Origin of the sequence: Kitasatospora sp. NPDC059795, assembly GCF_042732175.1 — a bacterium.
Classification (GTDB): domain Bacteria; phylum Actinomycetota; class Actinomycetes; order Streptomycetales; family Streptomycetaceae; genus Kitasatospora.
In genome coordinates this window covers 439,378-453,815 of record NZ_JBHWID010000005.1, presented here as the reverse complement: position 1 = coordinate 453,815, position 14,438 = coordinate 439,378, and the positions used below count along the sequence as shown (strand labels likewise).

General features: G+C 73.4%; 15 protein-coding genes. 9 read left to right on the top strand and 6 right to left on the bottom strand.

Translation table 11 applies throughout. The annotated features are described in order from the left end of the window. Positions 1 to 45: 45 nt before the first annotated feature. Complete coding sequence (locus ACFV4P_RS14055) at positions 46 to 576, top strand: GNAT family N-acetyltransferase (RefSeq protein WP_380470718.1); 531 nt, start codon at positions 46 to 48, stop codon at positions 574 to 576. A gap of 168 nt (positions 577 to 744) precedes the next feature. Here the strand turns inward: ACFV4P_RS14055 and ACFV4P_RS14050 are convergent, their stop codons facing one another. Further along, complete coding sequence (locus ACFV4P_RS14050; protein ID WP_380470716.1) at positions 745 to 1,428, bottom strand: histone deacetylase; 684 nt, start codon at positions 1,426 to 1,428, stop codon at positions 745 to 747. 90 nt (positions 1,429 to 1,518) lie between these two features. Here ACFV4P_RS14050 and ACFV4P_RS14045 point away from each other — a divergent pair, with 90 nt between their 5' ends. Both ACFV4P_RS14045 and ACFV4P_RS14040 read left to right on the top strand, forming a co-directional pair. Next, positions 1,519 to 2,106, top strand: coding sequence for a TetR/AcrR family transcriptional regulator (locus ACFV4P_RS14045; RefSeq protein WP_380470714.1), 588 nt, complete (start codon positions 1,519 to 1,521; stop codon positions 2,104 to 2,106). 14 nt (positions 2,107 to 2,120) lie between these two features. Beyond that, on the top strand, positions 2,121 to 2,519 hold the full coding sequence (locus ACFV4P_RS14040) for a hypothetical protein (protein ID WP_380470712.1): 399 nt from the start codon (positions 2,121 to 2,123) through the stop codon (positions 2,517 to 2,519). Positions 2,520 to 2,615: 96 nt separating this feature from the next. Here the strand turns inward: ACFV4P_RS14040 and ACFV4P_RS14035 are convergent, their stop codons facing one another. Further along, positions 2,616 to 3,227: a hypothetical protein gene (locus ACFV4P_RS14035; protein WP_380470710.1), complete on the bottom strand. Its 612-nt coding sequence runs from the start codon at positions 3,225 to 3,227 to the stop codon at positions 2,616 to 2,618. Positions 3,228 to 3,468: 241 nt separating this feature from the next. Between ACFV4P_RS14035 and ACFV4P_RS14030 the strand changes: the two genes are divergently transcribed. The 3 genes from ACFV4P_RS14030 (at position 3,469) to ACFV4P_RS14020 (ending at position 7,453) form a co-directional block, all read left to right on the top strand. Continuing rightward, positions 3,469 to 4,650 carry a barstar family protein gene (locus ACFV4P_RS14030; RefSeq protein WP_380470708.1) on the top strand — a complete coding sequence of 394 codons (1,182 nt, stop codon included), beginning with the start codon at positions 3,469 to 3,471 and terminating at the stop codon, positions 4,648 to 4,650. 1,215 nt (positions 4,651 to 5,865) lie between these two features. Continuing rightward, the gene (locus ACFV4P_RS14025; RefSeq protein WP_380470706.1) at positions 5,866 to 6,849 is read left to right on the top strand and encodes a phosphotransferase family protein; all 984 of its coding nucleotides are present in this window, start codon (positions 5,866 to 5,868) and stop codon (positions 6,847 to 6,849) included. Positions 6,850 to 6,973: 124 nt separating this feature from the next. Then, positions 6,974 to 7,453, top strand: a complete 480-nt coding sequence (locus tag ACFV4P_RS14020) for a hypothetical protein (protein WP_380470704.1) — start codon at positions 6,974 to 6,976, stop codon at positions 7,451 to 7,453. 14 nt (positions 7,454 to 7,467) lie between these two features. Here ACFV4P_RS14020 and ACFV4P_RS14015 read toward each other — a convergent pair whose 3' ends face one another. Next, positions 7,468 to 8,109 carry an NADPH-dependent F420 reductase gene (locus ACFV4P_RS14015; protein WP_380470784.1) on the bottom strand — a complete coding sequence of 214 codons (642 nt, stop codon included), beginning with the start codon at positions 8,107 to 8,109 and terminating at the stop codon, positions 7,468 to 7,470. 100 nt (positions 8,110 to 8,209) lie between these two features. On the opposite strand from ACFV4P_RS14015, the gene ACFV4P_RS14010 reads away from it, so the two are divergent. Together ACFV4P_RS14010 and ACFV4P_RS14005 are read left to right on the top strand one after the other, a co-directional pair. Next, positions 8,210 to 8,581: a winged helix-turn-helix transcriptional regulator gene (locus tag ACFV4P_RS14010; protein ID WP_380470702.1), complete on the top strand. Its 372-nt coding sequence runs from the start codon at positions 8,210 to 8,212 to the stop codon at positions 8,579 to 8,581. A gap of 469 nt (positions 8,582 to 9,050) precedes the next feature. Then, positions 9,051 to 9,530, top strand: coding sequence for a hypothetical protein (locus ACFV4P_RS14005; protein WP_380470700.1), 480 nt, complete (start codon positions 9,051 to 9,053; stop codon positions 9,528 to 9,530). Positions 9,531 to 9,604: 74 nt separating this feature from the next. Here ACFV4P_RS14005 and ACFV4P_RS14000 read toward each other — a convergent pair whose 3' ends face one another. Further along, on the bottom strand, positions 9,605 to 10,012 hold the full coding sequence (locus tag ACFV4P_RS14000; RefSeq protein ID WP_380470698.1) for an SsgA family sporulation/cell division regulator: 408 nt from the start codon (positions 10,010 to 10,012) through the stop codon (positions 9,605 to 9,607). Between the two features lie 249 nt (positions 10,013 to 10,261). Between ACFV4P_RS14000 and ACFV4P_RS13995 the strand changes: the two genes are divergently transcribed. Then, a complete protein-coding gene (locus ACFV4P_RS13995; protein ID WP_380470696.1) occupies positions 10,262 to 10,786 on the top strand; it encodes a GNAT family N-acetyltransferase in 525 nt (174 codons plus the stop codon). Here the strand turns inward: ACFV4P_RS13995 and ACFV4P_RS13990 are convergent. Both ACFV4P_RS13990 and ACFV4P_RS13985 read right to left on the bottom strand, forming a co-directional pair. Continuing rightward, complete coding sequence (locus tag ACFV4P_RS13990; RefSeq protein WP_380470694.1) at positions 10,749 to 11,297, bottom strand: GNAT family N-acetyltransferase; 549 nt, start codon at positions 11,295 to 11,297, stop codon at positions 10,749 to 10,751. The two genes, ACFV4P_RS13995 and ACFV4P_RS13990, sit on opposite strands and share 38 nt — an antisense overlap. 5 nt (positions 11,298 to 11,302) lie before the next feature. Then, a complete protein-coding gene (locus ACFV4P_RS13985) occupies positions 11,303 to 14,437 on the bottom strand; it encodes an NACHT domain-containing protein (RefSeq protein ID WP_380470692.1) in 3,135 nt (1,044 codons plus the stop codon). Between the last annotated feature and the right edge of the window lies 1 nt (position 14,438).

Genomic DNA, 14,438 nt, shown 5'->3' with positions numbered 1-14,438 from the left:
GGAAACTCAGGTGGTCTCGGCGCGTCGCCTGGGTAAGGTTGCGCCGTGCCCGAGCTGAAGCAGCTGAATGCCGGCTATGCCCCGGCGGTCCTGGCCTTCGAGCTGGCGAACCGTGCCTACTTCGCTGCCTCGGTTCCCGACCGGGGTGACGAGTTCTACGACCGGTTCGCGGACCGGTACAGCGCCTTGCTGGCTGAACAGGAGGCCGGCATCTGTGCCTTCTATCTGCTGGTCGCCGAGGACGGCTCGGTTCTGGGCCGGTTCAACCTGTACGACCTTGAGGACGGCACTGCCACCCTCGGCTACCGGGTCGCGCAGCACGTCGCCGGCCGCGGCGTAGCGACCGCGACCGTCCGGGAGTTGTGTCGGCTGGCGGTGGCGCGGCACGGGCTGCGTACACTGCGGGCGGCCACCGCCCACGCCAATGCGGCGTCTCAGAAGGTGCTGACCAAGGCCGGGTTCGTCCTGGTCGGCCCGGCAGACCCGGCCGACCTCGGCGGTGAGCCGGGCACCTGGTATCAGCGTGACTTGGCAGTGCCGGTGGACCGGCTGCGGGATGGCTGCGGCCACCGTTGATCATTGGCTGTCCTGATCGGTCGGAATGACGATCACCGGCGCGGTCCACCATGCTGTGCTCCAGCCCCAGGCCCGGACCTCTGCGGTCGAAATCGACGGCCAGGCCCGCGACGGAGCCTGGGTTGCCGAACTCCCCGGACGTCCTCAGACCGTCGCGAATGGTCGAGGCTAGGTGCCGGTGGCCTCGTGGATGGCTCGGAGGGCGGTCTCGGGGGTCCAGTGGGGGGTGGCGCCCGGGCGGGTGGCGAGGTAGGTGGCGGATTGGGTGGGGGACCAGTGGTGGGCCTCGGTGAGGCCGGTGGCGAGGGTGGTGAGGTAGGCGGGGGAGGGCGGATTGAGGTCGGCGTGGGTGAGGGGCCAGGGGGCGGTGAAGGTGAGGACGGGGACGGCGTCGATGGTTCCGGCGCAGATCAGGGTCTCGTAGCGGCCCTGGCCGAACTGGTCGCGGCCGGTGGCCAGGACGCGGGTGAGGTCGAGGTCGGCGCCCGGGGCGCGGTACATCTCCTGCGCGGCGATGTCGGCGAACTGCTGGGCGGTGAGGAGGTACGCGCGGGCCGGCATGTCGCCGTCGCGGGCGGGGTCGTAGAACGCGGAGCCGCCCGTCCAGGTCGCGGATTCGAAGGCGAAGTAGAGGAGGCCCGGAAGGAGGATGGGCAGCGTCCGCCCGGGCAGCATGCGATCGCGGCAGCCCGGGTACGTGCGGCTGGCCCCCGCCGGGCGGCCGCCGGCGATGTAGTGGGCGAGGCGGCGGGCCTGCATGTTCGACCCGTACGCCGCGTACCACACCTCGGCGCAGGGGGCGGGCGGGCCTGGCGGCAGGGGCCGGGCGCGCCTCGGGCGGACGTCGTTCATGGTGGTGACGGTAGCGGGCCGCCGACGTGGGACGGGGCGGGTGCGCGCCGTGGTTTGGGGGTTGCGGCCGGGGCGCGCGATGATCGGGGCATGACTGTGGCCCGACCGACCCGGATTGCCGACGCGGCCATCGCCGTGATCGCGGAGCGCGGCCTGCGCGGCCTGACGCACCGGGCGGTGGACGAGGCGGCCGGGCTGCCGATGGGATCGACGTCGAACCTGGCGCGGACGCGTTCCGCGCTGCTGGAGGTCGCGTTGGTGCGGATCGCCGAGGTGGAGTCTGCGAGTCTGGTCGGCGACGCGCTGAGCCGGCCGAGCGAGGAGAGCGGGACGCCCCGGCAGCTGTTGGTGGACGTGATCGCGGACGGGCTGGATCACGCTCTGACGGCGGGCCGGTCGCTGACGGTGGCCCGGATCGAGCTGGCGCTGGAGGCCGCCCGGCGGCCCGAACTCCGCTCCGTCTACGACCGGTTGGGCGCGGGCTTCCTGGAGGTGGCGGTGCAGCTGCTGCGCGCGTGCGGATCGGCCGAGCCGGTCGCGGACGCGCGTCGGCTGGTGCGCTGGTGCGAGGGTGTGCTGTTCAACGGCACGGCGGGCGCCGGCCACGCGAACCCGCCGTGCCGCGCGGAACTGGCGGCGGACGCCGACCGCTACCTGTCCGCGCTGCTCGACGGCTGAGCGGACGCGACGAGGTGGCGATCGCGCTTCCGGAGGGCTTCTGGTGGGACTGGGACGTGGTCTCCTGGGACCCGTCGTGCCTGGTGCTGGGCGCGGGATACGACCTGGGTTACCACCACCTGCTCGAACTTCGCTTCGGCGAGCCCGAGTTGGTGTCCTGTCCGGCCGCCTTCCAGGACCCGGTCTTCCGCGACCCGACGGCCGCCGAGACGGACCGCGTCCATGCCCAACTCGGCGCGGCGCCACCCGTCCTGGTCGCCTTCACCGCCGACGCGGGCGGCCCCGCCCCGGCCGAGGGGCTGATCGCGGCGGGTCGGCTGAGCATCGTCCGGGGGACGGTATTTCGTTACTGGCGCGAGGAGTTGGGGCCGGCGGAGCGACTGGCGCCGTGGGTGCGCGCACCTGTGGGGTGAGGACCGGGGCGGTGTGCGGAGGCCGGGTGGCTGGTGGCGGCTCGCGCGGAGCGTGGTCGATTCGATTCGCGGCGGGTGTTCGGGTGGGAACGTCCGTTACTGGGGCGGGAGTTCGGCGGGGTGGACGGTGAGTGCGCCCTCGGTGACCGGGGCGAAGGGGGCGGGGGCCATGCAGGTGCCGACCGGGGCCTGGACGGGGGTGCCGTGGTCGTCGAAGGTGAGGTCGCCGACGCCCCAGGAGAAGCCGACGCGGTCGTGGTTGCCGCCCCGGCCGCCGTCGAGGACGCTGAAGCCGTAGCGTCGGCCGACCCAGTCGGCGACTTCCGGGTCGGCCCTGGTGACGACGGCGGTCAGGGTTGCGCTGCGGCCGCCGGTGACCAGGCAGTCCACCGCGGCGTCCGCCGTGACGGTGAGGTTCTGCGACGGCACCCGGTGGGAGATCCGGACGGTGCCCCGGGCGTCGGTCGGCAGGCCCTGCGGCCTCCCGGGCAGTGGGCGGGAGAACGGGGCGGCCTGCGCGTCGAAGGTGAAGCGGATCTCGTCCTGGGCGGAGTAGACGTAGAAGACCCGCACGGAGCCAGTCACGGTCGCCGTTCCGGCGGGGGACGCTTCGGCGCGCTCTGCGGCGAACGTGCCCAGCGTGCCCAGGGTGGTTGCGGCGAGGGCGGCGGCGAGCATGCGGGAACGTCCCGTCGAGCTGGTGATCACGTCGTAACTCCTGTGTGGTGCGGTCCCGTTGGGGGAGCGCTTCCGGCTGATGGATCAAGCATGGCCGGGCGACCGGCGGGCGGGACAGCTGCCGATCGGCACCTTCGCCGGGCCGTACCTGTGCCGTTCGGCAGGGGAGCGAGGGGGAGTCGGGAGCGAGTAGGTACTGTTCGGGGGCGGTCGATCGGTGTCGGCCTGGAGGAGCAGCGAGGAGAGGCGTGCGGAGCGAGGAAGTGGCGGCGTGGGGCGGGAGTTCCCGGTGCGGTACCTGGTGGTGCGGGAGGACGAGGACGGCGATCCCGAGGAGTTGTGGGCCCGGTGTGCGGACGTCGAGGGGCTGTTCTTGGACCGGCCGCCGCTGCCGCGGGAGGTGCTGACGATGCGCGGGTGTGCCGCCGACAGTGCGTTGGCGCGGGCCGTGACGGGGGCCCGCGCCGATCCGGTGCGGCTGCTGGGCGACGTGGGGCTGACGATCAGGCCCGGGGATCCGGCGGTCTGGGGGCCGGTCCAGTTCTGGGACCTGGAGGAGGCGGCCGTCCTGGCCCACCGCCCCACCCCCGGGGAGCCCGGGCGGGTGGACATCGTGCTGGGCGCCGGCGTGCGGGAGGACCGCGACTGCTATGGCCGGAAGCCGTCGTCCGGGCCGGTGGAGATCGAGGTGTGGGTGGAGTCCCTGAACCCTCTCGGGCCGGTGGCGGAGTGCCGGGCGATCGACGGGCTGTTCGGGGCGCGGCGTGAACTGCCCGACGAGCCGGTGCAGTTGCTCGGCTGCGAAGCGGCGGAACCACTGTTGGACCGGCTGCGCGGCGGCCCGGGCGGGGACACCGGCGAGATCTGGCTGAGTGCACTGGACCGCAACGGCCGGACGATGACCGGCCGCCGTCTCGACCTGAGCACCGTCACGGCCCGACCGTCCGTGTTCGGCGGCACGCTGATCGACATCACGGTGACGGGCGGCGTGGATCCGTACGACCGGCCGCCCAGGGCCGCCCGCGCCGTTCGGGAGGTCTGGTTCGAAGGCGTTCCCTCAACGCCCAACCAGTGGGCGGGTTTTGATGCCGAGGGCCGGTCTGATTGGCTGGACCTCACACGCGTCGGCCGCTACGACCCGCAGGCCGGGCGCAGCGGCGGGAACTACCACCTCGACGGGCGGCACGCCACCGATCGGAAGGGCGTGCTGCTGGCACTCGGTGAGGCGCTGCTCGGGCCGGGGGCCAACTACGGGCGCTGCCTGGACTCGGTGCAGGACTACCTGTGCGGCGGCCCCGAGGTCGTCCCGCCGTTCACCCTGGTCTGGCACAACGCCGAGATCGCCCGCGAGGCGCTCGCCGGAGACGTGCTGGACCACCGGACCGGCGCGTCCTACTTCGACGTGACCGTCGAGCTGCTGCGGGAGTACCGCGTCACCGTCGAACTCCGGTGAGAGCGCAGCTGTTTCAGGGCCGATGCCCGTGGGTGGCCCAGGCGGTGGAGGCAGGATGATGCCGTGCTCCGCGTCGAAAGCGTGCGCTCCCGCCCGGCGGATCGCAGGTGCGTCGGCCGTGAACGCCCGGCGGAGAACGGCGAGTTCGGCCGCGCGGAGGGGTGCTCCGTGTGCATCCTCCCGGCGGCGGGGGCCTGTCCGGCGCTCCGGACCCGTTACCGGACCCGTTGCCGGAGCGCGCGTCGGAGCAGGTGTCGGGGCGGTGGCAGGGGCCGGAGCGGCCGGCGGCGCCGGCCAGGCCTCGGGGAGCGCATTAAGTCATGTACCGGTTAAGGGAGTTGAGGGCCTGGTCCGGCGATCCTTCGGTGCGTGAACTGGAGCGCCGAACGCCGGCGGGGGCCTGAGACCGCAGCGGGTCCGACTGACCTGTTCGGTACGTTGCCGCAGGGGGTGGGGGAACGGGGGGAGCGCGGCCGGCCTCTCGGCGGCTGAGGTGGCCGCTGCTGTCGGCGGGCGGTCTGCTCGCTTCGCCGGCGGCGCTGCGGCTGATCACCGCCCCCGCTGTCGGCGGGAACGCCCCCGCTGCCGGCGGGAACGCCGACGTTGCCGACGACGACCGGCGGTTCGCCCCGGTCGGCGTCCGACTTCCGGACCCGTGCGGCTACCTCGGCCGGATCGGCGACGAATCGGCCGCCTCTCCGGGCGACGCGGCCACCACCACCGGCGAGACGATGGTGGTCACCAACCCGGTCGCCCAGGGGAGACGCTGATCGTCACCCCGGCACTCACCGGAGCGGGCAGAGGCCCGATCACCGTCCGGGACCCGGCCGGCAACCGGTACCGGCCCATCCGCGACGAGACCGCCGACGGCAGCCGGCCGATCGCGCTGTTCGACGCCGGACCGCTGGACTCGTTGGGCGAGATCACCTTCCGCCGGCCGAGTGTGCGGCACGACTGTACGGCCATCGGCGAGTTCCGGGGCACCGGGTCTGCGGTGCCGGTCGACCGCGGGGGCGGGGCGGGGAGCGGCCGGAGCTGGGCCATGGTTGCGCTGCGGGACGGCTCCGCGATCCGCCTGCGCTGATCCAGGGGGGCGCCCGGGTCAACTCGGCTTGTACGTCGAGGTGTTCGGGGGGGGCGAGCGCGGTGGCGATCCGGGCGGGCGATCGAGTTGACCCGGTCCCGGGGCCGGCCGGGTGTCGATAGCCTTGCTTCATGAACGTAACTGGGGGCGGAGAACGGCTCGACGGCGATCCCGAAGTGCACGGCTGGGACGCCACGCGGGCATGGGTGGAGAAGGGTCTCGCGGACGGGGAGCGGATCGCAGCCGCCGAGCGGCTGCGCGGCGGCTGGACGTCGGAGATGCGCAGGCTCCGCGTCGAAGGGCCGGGCGGCCGACGGGACTTGGTGCTGCGGTCGTTCGTGAAACCGTTCTTCGTCGAGCACGCGGACGGCCTGCTGTCCCGCGAAGCCGCGATCCTGCGCCTGCTCGGGGCGACGGACGTGCCGGCGGCCACGCTCCTGGACGTGGACGCCACCGCGACGCACTGCGACCACCCGTCCCTGCTGATGTCCCTGCTGCCCGGCGGTGTCCGCCTGGACGACCGGGACGCCGAGCGCCGGGTCGAGCTGCTGGCCGAGCAGTTGGTGCGGATCCACCAGGTCGAGGTGTCCCGTGCGGAGCGGCCGCGGGCCTGGCAGGCGTGGACGTCGCCGGAGCGGGTGACGCTCCCGCCGCACACGGCGCGGCCCGAGCTCTGGCAGCGGGCCGTCGACGTCATCCGGCAGGAGCCGCCCGCCCTGCAACCCTGTTTCCTGCACCGGGACTTCCACCCGGGCAACGTCCTCTTCGAGGGCGAGGGGGACGAGGTCCGGATCAGCGGAGTGGTCGACTGGGTGGAGACCTCGTGGGGGCCGGCCGACCTCGACGTGGCCCACTGCTCGACGGCGCTGTCCCTGCTCCACGGCGTCCCCCTGGGGATGACCTTCGCCGACCGTTACCTCGCCGCGGGCGGGAGCCTCGCCGAGCAGCCCGCGGCGCACCTGTACTGGCGGGTCCTCGACGCCCTGGCGTTCGCTCCGGACGCGGAGAAGGTGGCCGTCCCCTGGCGGGAGGTCGGCCGCGTGGATCTGACCCCCGCCCTGCTGAGCAGCCGACTGGAGGAGTACCTGCACGCCCTGTTCGAGCGCTACGCGTAGGCCGGCGAGAGGCCTGCGGCCGCGATTGAACGTGTTCAAACTTTCTGCCAAGCTACCTCCGGGTCGATCAGGCGCGTACCGATGCGCTGCACTTCGAGATCGGCCGGGCAAGGGGGCGAGGGGCATGGAGTCGGCGCGGCAGGCCGGTCGGCGGGGGTGGCGCAGCGCGGTGCTGGCGGGGCTTGTGCTCGTGGGGTGCACCGCGTGCGCGTACGCCGGGGGCGACGACGTGGCGATCGAGCAGAGTGCGCTGGTGGGCGACTGGGCCAACATGGCGGGCGCCCGACTCCACATCGGCGACGACCACAGCGCGACCGTGAGCGACCTCAAGCACGCCGTGCCCGACACCACCTGCGCCACGGAAGTGGACGACGGCACTTGGGAGTTCTGGGTGCCGGTCGATGACGACGGCGGCTACAGCCCCTCCAGAACGGCGACCAAGGGCAAGTCGTTCGTGCTGACACTGAACCGCGACAGAAGAGGCTTCCGGTGCAGCGTCGATGTGGCAGTCCGTCGCGACAAGCACGGCCTCAACCTCTGCCTCGTCATGGACCCCGACCAGGGCTGCACGGAGGGGGAACTCCTCCGCAAGATCGGGACGTGACCGCGCAGGGCGGGTCACCCGGCGGCGTGGGCGAGGGGCGGGGCGACGGCCTGGGCGTCGGCGTTCTCGCCGAGCCAGAGGCCGATGAAGAGTGCGGCGGTGGCCTCCAGCAGGTGGGCGCGGGCCAACGGGCCGGCCTGGACGGGCGTGCAGCCGAGGTCGCGGACCAGTACGGCAGTGCGCGCGAGGGCGTCCGGGTGGTCGCCGCAGAGCGGGACGGCGAGGGGACGGCCGTCGAAGACCGGGGGCCGCAGCCGCCAGACGTCCTCGTGGCACAGGTTGAACGCCTTCACCACCCGGGCCTCCGGCGCAGCCATCGCCAACTGCTGTGCAGCGGACGGGCCGTGGCCGGTGAGCAGGTCGAAGCCCGGGCCGATCGGGTTGGCGCAGTCGATCAGGACGCGGCCCGCCAGCGCGTCGCGCAACTCGCGCACCACCTCCGCTCCCGCGCCGTACGGCAGCGCGGCGAGCACCACCTCGCCGGCCTCCGCCGCCTCGTACAGTCCGGCCGGGCGAGCCCCGTGCCCGATCCGTTCGGCGAGCGCGCGGGCCTTGGCCGCGTCCCGGCCGCCGACGGTCACCCGGTGCCCCGCGCGGGCCCACCGGGTGGCGAGCGCGTCGGCCATCCGGCCCGTCCCGAGGACGCCGATCGCCATCGCTTCACCGGTCGTCAACTGCTCCACAACTGCTCCACTCCGTGCGGGATTCGGTCGATCTCCTCCGACAGTAGGGAACCGGTCGGGCACCATTCGGTACGTGACCACCGACGCCTTCCTCGCCGACTGCCGGGCCCGTCTCGCCTTCGACCTGCTCTCCAACACCTGGAACGCCGTGGTGCTCTGGGCGCTGCGCGACGGCCCGCACCGCCCCGTCGAGCTGCGTGAGCGGATCGGCGGCATCAGCTCCAAGGTGCTGACGGAGACGCTGCGCCGCCTCCAGTACCACGGCCTGATCGACCGGCACCCTCAACGGCGGTTCGTGGAGTACGAGTTGACCGACCTCGGCCGCACCCTGCTGGGCCCGATCGACGCCTTCGGGGCGTGGGCGTTCGAGCACGGTGACGAGGTTCTGGCCGCGCAGGAGGCGGCGGACGGCGCGGCAGAGGAAGCGGTAGGGGGTGCGGCGTGAGCGGGGCGCAGCCGGGGGCGGCTGAGATCGCGGGGTGGCTGAGCGCCGTCGCCGAGGGCCGGGTGGACCGGGGCGCAGCCGACCGGTGGGCCCGGCGGTGGGTGACGGACGACGCGCTGGAGTGGGGCGAGGTGTCCTGGCGGGCGCTGCACCTGCTGTTCGGCATCGATCTGCGCACCGGGCCGGACGGTCCGTATCTGCACAGCGACAAGCAAGTGCGGGGGTGGGCAAGGGAGTTGGCGGAGAGGCGGACCGCAGTCGCTGAGTGGCGGCGGCGCAAGCGGTGGTGGGCCGAACGGGGGAGGGCGGGCCAGGCGGATGGACCGTCGGAATGGAATGCGGGTCGGTGCTGCGCGAATGCCGTGACGAGCGGTTACGTATCGGGCAGTCCCATCACCCCTTCCGACCGCAGCCGGGCCTGCCGCCGCAGAGCGTGTGTGCCGCCCGGCCGGGATCACGAGGAACCCCCATGGCACCGCACCCCCGAGGCGCCGCGCTACTCGCGGCTGCCGCGCTCACCCTGCTCCTGGCCCCCTCCGCCGCCGCCCTCGGCGCGCCGGTCCGGCCCTCCGAGCCCGCGCCCGCCGACACGGCGGTCGTCGCCCCGGTCGACACGACGGCCGACGCCACGGTTGTCGCTCCGGCCGACGCCACGGTCGACACGACGGTTGTCGCGCCCGGTGATCCGTTCGGGATCGGCGACATCGCCACGCCCGGCGGCGTTCCGCTGACCGAGGACATCGCCACGCCGGGCGGCGTCCCGCTGCCCGCCGACTCGGCGACGCCCGGCGGCACTCCCGCCACCGGCGGCGTGCCCGGGCACCACGACGACGCGGCGCCGCAGGCCGTGCTCCGGCCCGTCGACAAGATCTACCCCGCGCTGCCACCGCCCGGCCGGCTCGTCCACGCCGACCCCGTCGAGCGAGCGGTAGCCGCACCCGGACGCTGAGCATGTCGTGTCGGCCCGGCCACTACCGCGCTCTGTGCGCCCGGTGGCCGGGCCGAGTCGCGCGTTGTCGCGGTTCAGGGGAAGAGCTGGGCCAGGACGGCGTCCAGATCGAGGTGTTCGGACTCGGTGCCGGGCGGAACCAGGGCGAACGCGTCGGCGAGGAACGCCGCGACCGCCTTCGCCGGAACGCTCACCACGGTCCGCCCGGCGTCGTGCGGGCTCAGCGTGACCAGCACCCGGCCGTCCGGACCGGGCTCGACCCGGACGTCGCCGTCGCCGGCCGGCGCGAGGCGTCCCTCGGCCAGCAGGTCCCGTCCGAAGTGCCACTCGAGGGTCTCGCCCTGCGGCCCGCGCGAGGGGAACGCGAGGCACACCCCGTACGGCAGCGAGGCCTCGAAACGCAGCTGCGCACTCAGTGCGACGTGGGGGAACGGCCCCTCGGGGAGGGTGACGGCGGTGGACCGGGACGTGGCGACGGGCATGCGGCGGAACCTCACCTGATCGACGGCGTGCGGCGGCGTGTGCCGGCTGGTCCCCGCGCGGCTACCCCGTCGGGGCCGTTCCACGCCGTGCTCGTCGCGGTGTGCGGAACCCTCTGCGCGCGCCCCGTGGTGGGGCTTCCGTTCGGCTGCGGCGAGCAGAAGAACTCATGAACTTCCGCTGTGGAGACTCTGCTTGACGCGGCGTCGTAGGGTGGGGCCGAACCCGAGACGATCAAGGAGCTGACCGCCATGCCGGCCGAGATCACGCTGCGACCCGTCACTGCCGACGACCTCGACCTCTTCGAGCGCGAGTTCGGCGGCCCGGACGGCGTCGGCCCCTACCAGTGGTTCGGCTACCGCTCGACGGACGGCGTGCGCCGCCGATTCGCCGAGAACGGGCTGCTCGGCGCGGACGGCGGCGTCCTCGCCGTCGCCGAGTCCGGCCGCACCGTCGGCCGCGTCGAGTGGTTCCCCGGCAGCTGGGGCCGCCCCGAGACATCCGCCTGCTGGACGCTCGCCATAGGCCTGATCCCCACCGCGCAGGGCCGCGGCACCGGCACCCGCGCCCAACGCCTCCTCGCCGACTACCTGTTCGCCCACACCCGCGCCGAACGCCTCCAGGCCTGGACGGACTGCGCGAACGTCGCGGAACAACGCGCCCTGGAGAAGGCGGGTTTCACGCGCGAGGGCGTGCTGCGGTCCGCCCAGTGGCGGGACGGGCGATGGCACGACCAGGTCATGTACTCGCTGCTGCGGACGGACGGAGGAACGTGACCGGGCGCCGCATGCAGACCCGGTCGGCGAGGTCGAGTCCGAAGGCGGCCTCCTCGGCGAGCACCTGCCGCAGCGCGGCGGTGAGTCGGTCGTCCGCCAACTCGCGGAAGCCGAGCCGTCGGTAGTAGGGCGCGTTCCACGGGACGCTGCGGAACGTCGACAGCGTCAGCGCGGCGAGTCCGCGCCCGGCCGCCCAGCCCTCGACGTGGTCGATCAGCTCCCGCCCCAACCCCCGCCCGGCGGCGGACGGGTGGACACTGACCTGCTCGATGTGCGCGCAGCCGTCGAGGGGCCGGGCCGGCAGGAAGCCCTGCGGTCGGTCAGCGGGGTCCGCGCCGACCCAGAGGCGTCCGAGCTGCTGGTGCGGCGCGAAGTCCGCGGCGGAGGGCGGCGGGTGGTCGGCGATCTCCGGCATGCCGACGGCGCGGAAGGCTGCGCCGGCGGCGAGTTGGAGCCCGGGCAGCAGGGGCAGGTCGGCGGGCGTGGCGGGGCGGATCGGTAGGGCGGGCACTCCATTCAGCGTGGCGGAGCGGAACCGCCGAGTCGGAAGATGGTCAGGCGATCGGCCGGAAAACGTTCCCGGCCGATCAGGTGAGAAACCGAGATCGACTCCGGAATGTCCAGGGCCAGTCGAAGGTGGTCGGGAAGCTGCGTCAGGTCGAGCGAGGTGCAGTCGTGGGCGAGCCGCAGGGCCAGGCTCTTGAGGCCGGGGAACGTCGGGTGGACGTGGGCCAGCGGGTAGTGGGAAGGAACGTCGACCAGGCCCAGATCCTGAATGCCGGTCATCGGCGCCAGGGCCGGCCACACTGCGGCACTCGGTGCCAGCAGTGTGAGGGCCGGTAGTTCCGGCATGCTCCCCAGGATGGCCCACAGCTCGTGGAACTGCTGCCCGGTCAGGACGGATCGGATGGAGAGGTAGCCGAGCGGCAGGTGGATCAGTGCGGTCAGGTCGTCCAGGTTCGGGCACTGGTGGAGGCCAAGGCTGCTGAGGCGCTTCCATCCGAGGAGGAAGGAGAGGTCCCGCAGTCCGGGGAGGGAATTGATGGTCAGCGTCTCTACTGTGGGCGCAAGTTGATTCCATCGGAGCGGGTCGACCGGCATGGCCGGCCCGCTGAGTTCGACGCGGCGCAGCGTCGGATGGCCCGCCAGTGCGTCGATCTCGGCGAGGGAGCAGAGCCGCACCGGGACGGCGGAGAGATCGGCGCGGCGGACCACCCGTCGGGCGAAGTCGTCGAACTCGAAGTGCGGCCACTGGCGGACGATGCTCGGCAGTGGGTCGTCCTGCTCGGCCAGCATCGCCAGCAGGGCGAGCGCATCGCCGCCGCCGATGAACCCCAGGACGTTCGGCACCAACTGGTATGCCTTGCGTACGAGTTCCGGCTCACTCTCCACGATCTCGCTCAGCAGCGGGACGAGGTCCTCCCCGACGGCGGCCAACCGGAGGGCGGAGGTCTGGGGTCGGAGAAGCGCGGGGAGATGGTCGCGGAGCCGGGCGAGGATCGTCGCGCGGACCTCGCCGTCCAGCTCCGGGGCGCTCGGGAGGCAGGTCGCGGCCAGCAGGTGGATGTCGGGCCGGAGTTCGGGCAGGGCGGCGTCGCCCTCGGCGAGGACGGCGGTGAGGAGTTCGGCGCGTTCGCGCCGGCCGCAGTGGCCGACGGTCATCCGGATGACGTCGCCCCACTGTTCGTCGGCGGCGTGCCCGGCGAGCAGGCCGAAGTCGCGTTCCTCGCGGAACTCCATGGCGGCCAGGTAGTCCTGGAAGGTGCGGTGGATGAACTGGAAGGTGTCGGGGCCGGTTTCGGTGATCAGGCCGGTGCGGTTGAGCAGGTGGACCCAGGCCTGCTCGGCGTCGGTGCGGCGGGCCACGCCGGGCAAGTCGCGCAGCGCCTTGGCGAGTTGGGCGACCGCGTCGCGACGGTGGCCCTCGGACTGGTTGTTGCGCACCAGCCAGTGGGCGATCCGGCGGAGCATCGCCGACTGCTCCTCCTCGGACGCCCGGAGCTGCTCCGCGCCCTGCACCTTGCGGCCCTCGTCGCGCTTGACCAGCATCATCGCCATCGCGTCGCGGTACAGCGCCATCCGGTTGCGCGGCAGTGCGCCGTCCGACTCCCGGTTGAGGGCGCAGATCATCGCGCAGAGCAACGGGCTGTCGGTGAGCAGGGACAGCTCCGGGACGGACTCCAGGGTGCGCAGCAGGTCGGCCTGGTCCTGTTCGACCTCCTGTCGCCAGCGCCGTTCCTGCGCGTCGTCGTGCGGGGTGTCGAGGAGGTTGCGCAGGGCGGCGCGGTGCCAGCGGGCGATGAGTCGGCGGCGGTCCTCGCTGTTCATCGGGCAGAGCAGCAGTTCGTCGAAGCCGAGGTGGGCGAGCCAGTCGTGGGGGACGGCGGACGGGCGGACGGTCGCCACCGTCAGGGTGTCGGGGTAGCGGTCGAGGAGGCGTTCCAGCCAGTCGAGGGCCTCGTCGCGCTGCTCGTTCGGCACCTCGTCCAGACCGTCCACCAGGAGCAGCGCGCGGCCGCTGCTGAGCAGGCGGTGCGCCCAGCCGGGGGGTTGGCGGTCGGCGCACATCCGGTCGTCGAGGGTCAGGAACTGCTCGGGGCGGGGCTGCATGACGCCCTTGCGGTGCAGTTTGCGGAGTTGCAGGACCAACGGGACGCGGTGGTTGAACGCGGCCAGGTCCTCGCCGAGGGTGCCGTTCATCGCGCCGACGGCCAGCCACTGCACCAGGGTGGTCTTGCCGGAGCCGGCCTGGCCTCGGACCAGGACCCGGCGGCGGTGCGCGAGGACGCGCTCGGCGCGCTGCGGGCCGAGGTCGGGGCCGGTGCCGGTGCCGGTGCCGGTGACGGTGCCGGTGGAGCGGATCTCCAGGCTCAGGTAGGAGGTGGTGAGGTGCCAGCCGCGGCGGTCGTGGCCGGCGGACTGGCGCAGGCCGAAGATCCGGATCCGGCCGTAGTCCGCCTCGATGTCCCGCGCGTACTCGCGTTCGAAGGTGCGGTCGGCGAGACCGGCGGGGGAGACGCTTTCCAGGTGCGGGAGCCGGCCGAGGTGCTTGATGAGGGTGGCGCGGAGTTCGGGGTCGCCGAGCAGCGCCGTCATCGGGACCATGGCGAGCTGCGAGTGCTGCCAGGTGTCCGGCTGCCGGTCCTGGACGGCGATGCCGAGCAGGCGGTCCTGCCACACCACGGCGGCGCCCGACATGCCCGACCACGGCGAGGCGGCGTCGGCCGGGGAACGGGGTGGGTGCTGCTGGAGGAGCAGGGCCGGGCGCCCGGCCCGGCGACCGGAGGCCGGAGCGAGGGTGGCCGGCACCTGGACCGTGTCGAGGCGCTCGTGCCGGTCGCGCCCCACCCGAGGAAAACCCGTCAGGTGGCAGCCCTCGACGGGGTCGAGCGTCTCGACCGCGCCCCAGCCGAGCGGTTCGAAGGACGCGGCGGGAACCAGGTCGTTGATGGCGAGCAGCAGGGTGGCGTCGAAATCGTCGGAGCGCCACAGGGCGATGCAGATCGTCCAGCCGGCTCCGTCGAGGACAGCGGCCTCCACTACCGACCCGCCGACATGGGCCGCGGTGAGGATCAGCCGCGGGCTGAGCAGGAAGCCGCTGCCCTGGGTCTCGCCCCGGACCGCCGCCACGTGGTGGGCGAGGAGAGCCACG

Coding starts and splice junctions, on each gene's coding strand:
- ACFV4P_RS14050 (WP_380470716.1), bottom strand. CDS start 1,428: ATGAACGACGTCCGCCCGAGGCGCGCCCGGCCCCTGCCGCCAGGCCCG.
- ACFV4P_RS14045 (WP_380470714.1), top strand. CDS start 1,519: ATGACTGTGGCCCGACCGACCCGGATTGCCGACGCGGCCATCGCCGTG.
- ACFV4P_RS14025 (WP_380470706.1), top strand. CDS start 5,866: ATGAACGTAACTGGGGGCGGAGAACGGCTCGACGGCGATCCCGAAGTG.
- ACFV4P_RS14020 (WP_380470704.1), top strand. CDS start 6,974: ATGGAGTCGGCGCGGCAGGCCGGTCGGCGGGGGTGGCGCAGCGCGGTG.
- ACFV4P_RS14015 (WP_380470784.1), bottom strand. CDS start 8,109: ATGGCGATCGGCGTCCTCGGGACGGGCCGGATGGCCGACGCGCTCGCC.
- ACFV4P_RS14005 (WP_380470700.1), top strand. CDS start 9,051: ATGGCACCGCACCCCCGAGGCGCCGCGCTACTCGCGGCTGCCGCGCTC.
- ACFV4P_RS14000 (WP_380470698.1), bottom strand. CDS start 10,012: ATGCCCGTCGCCACGTCCCGGTCCACCGCCGTCACCCTCCCCGAGGGG.
- ACFV4P_RS13995 (WP_380470696.1), top strand. CDS start 10,262: ATGCCGGCCGAGATCACGCTGCGACCCGTCACTGCCGACGACCTCGAC.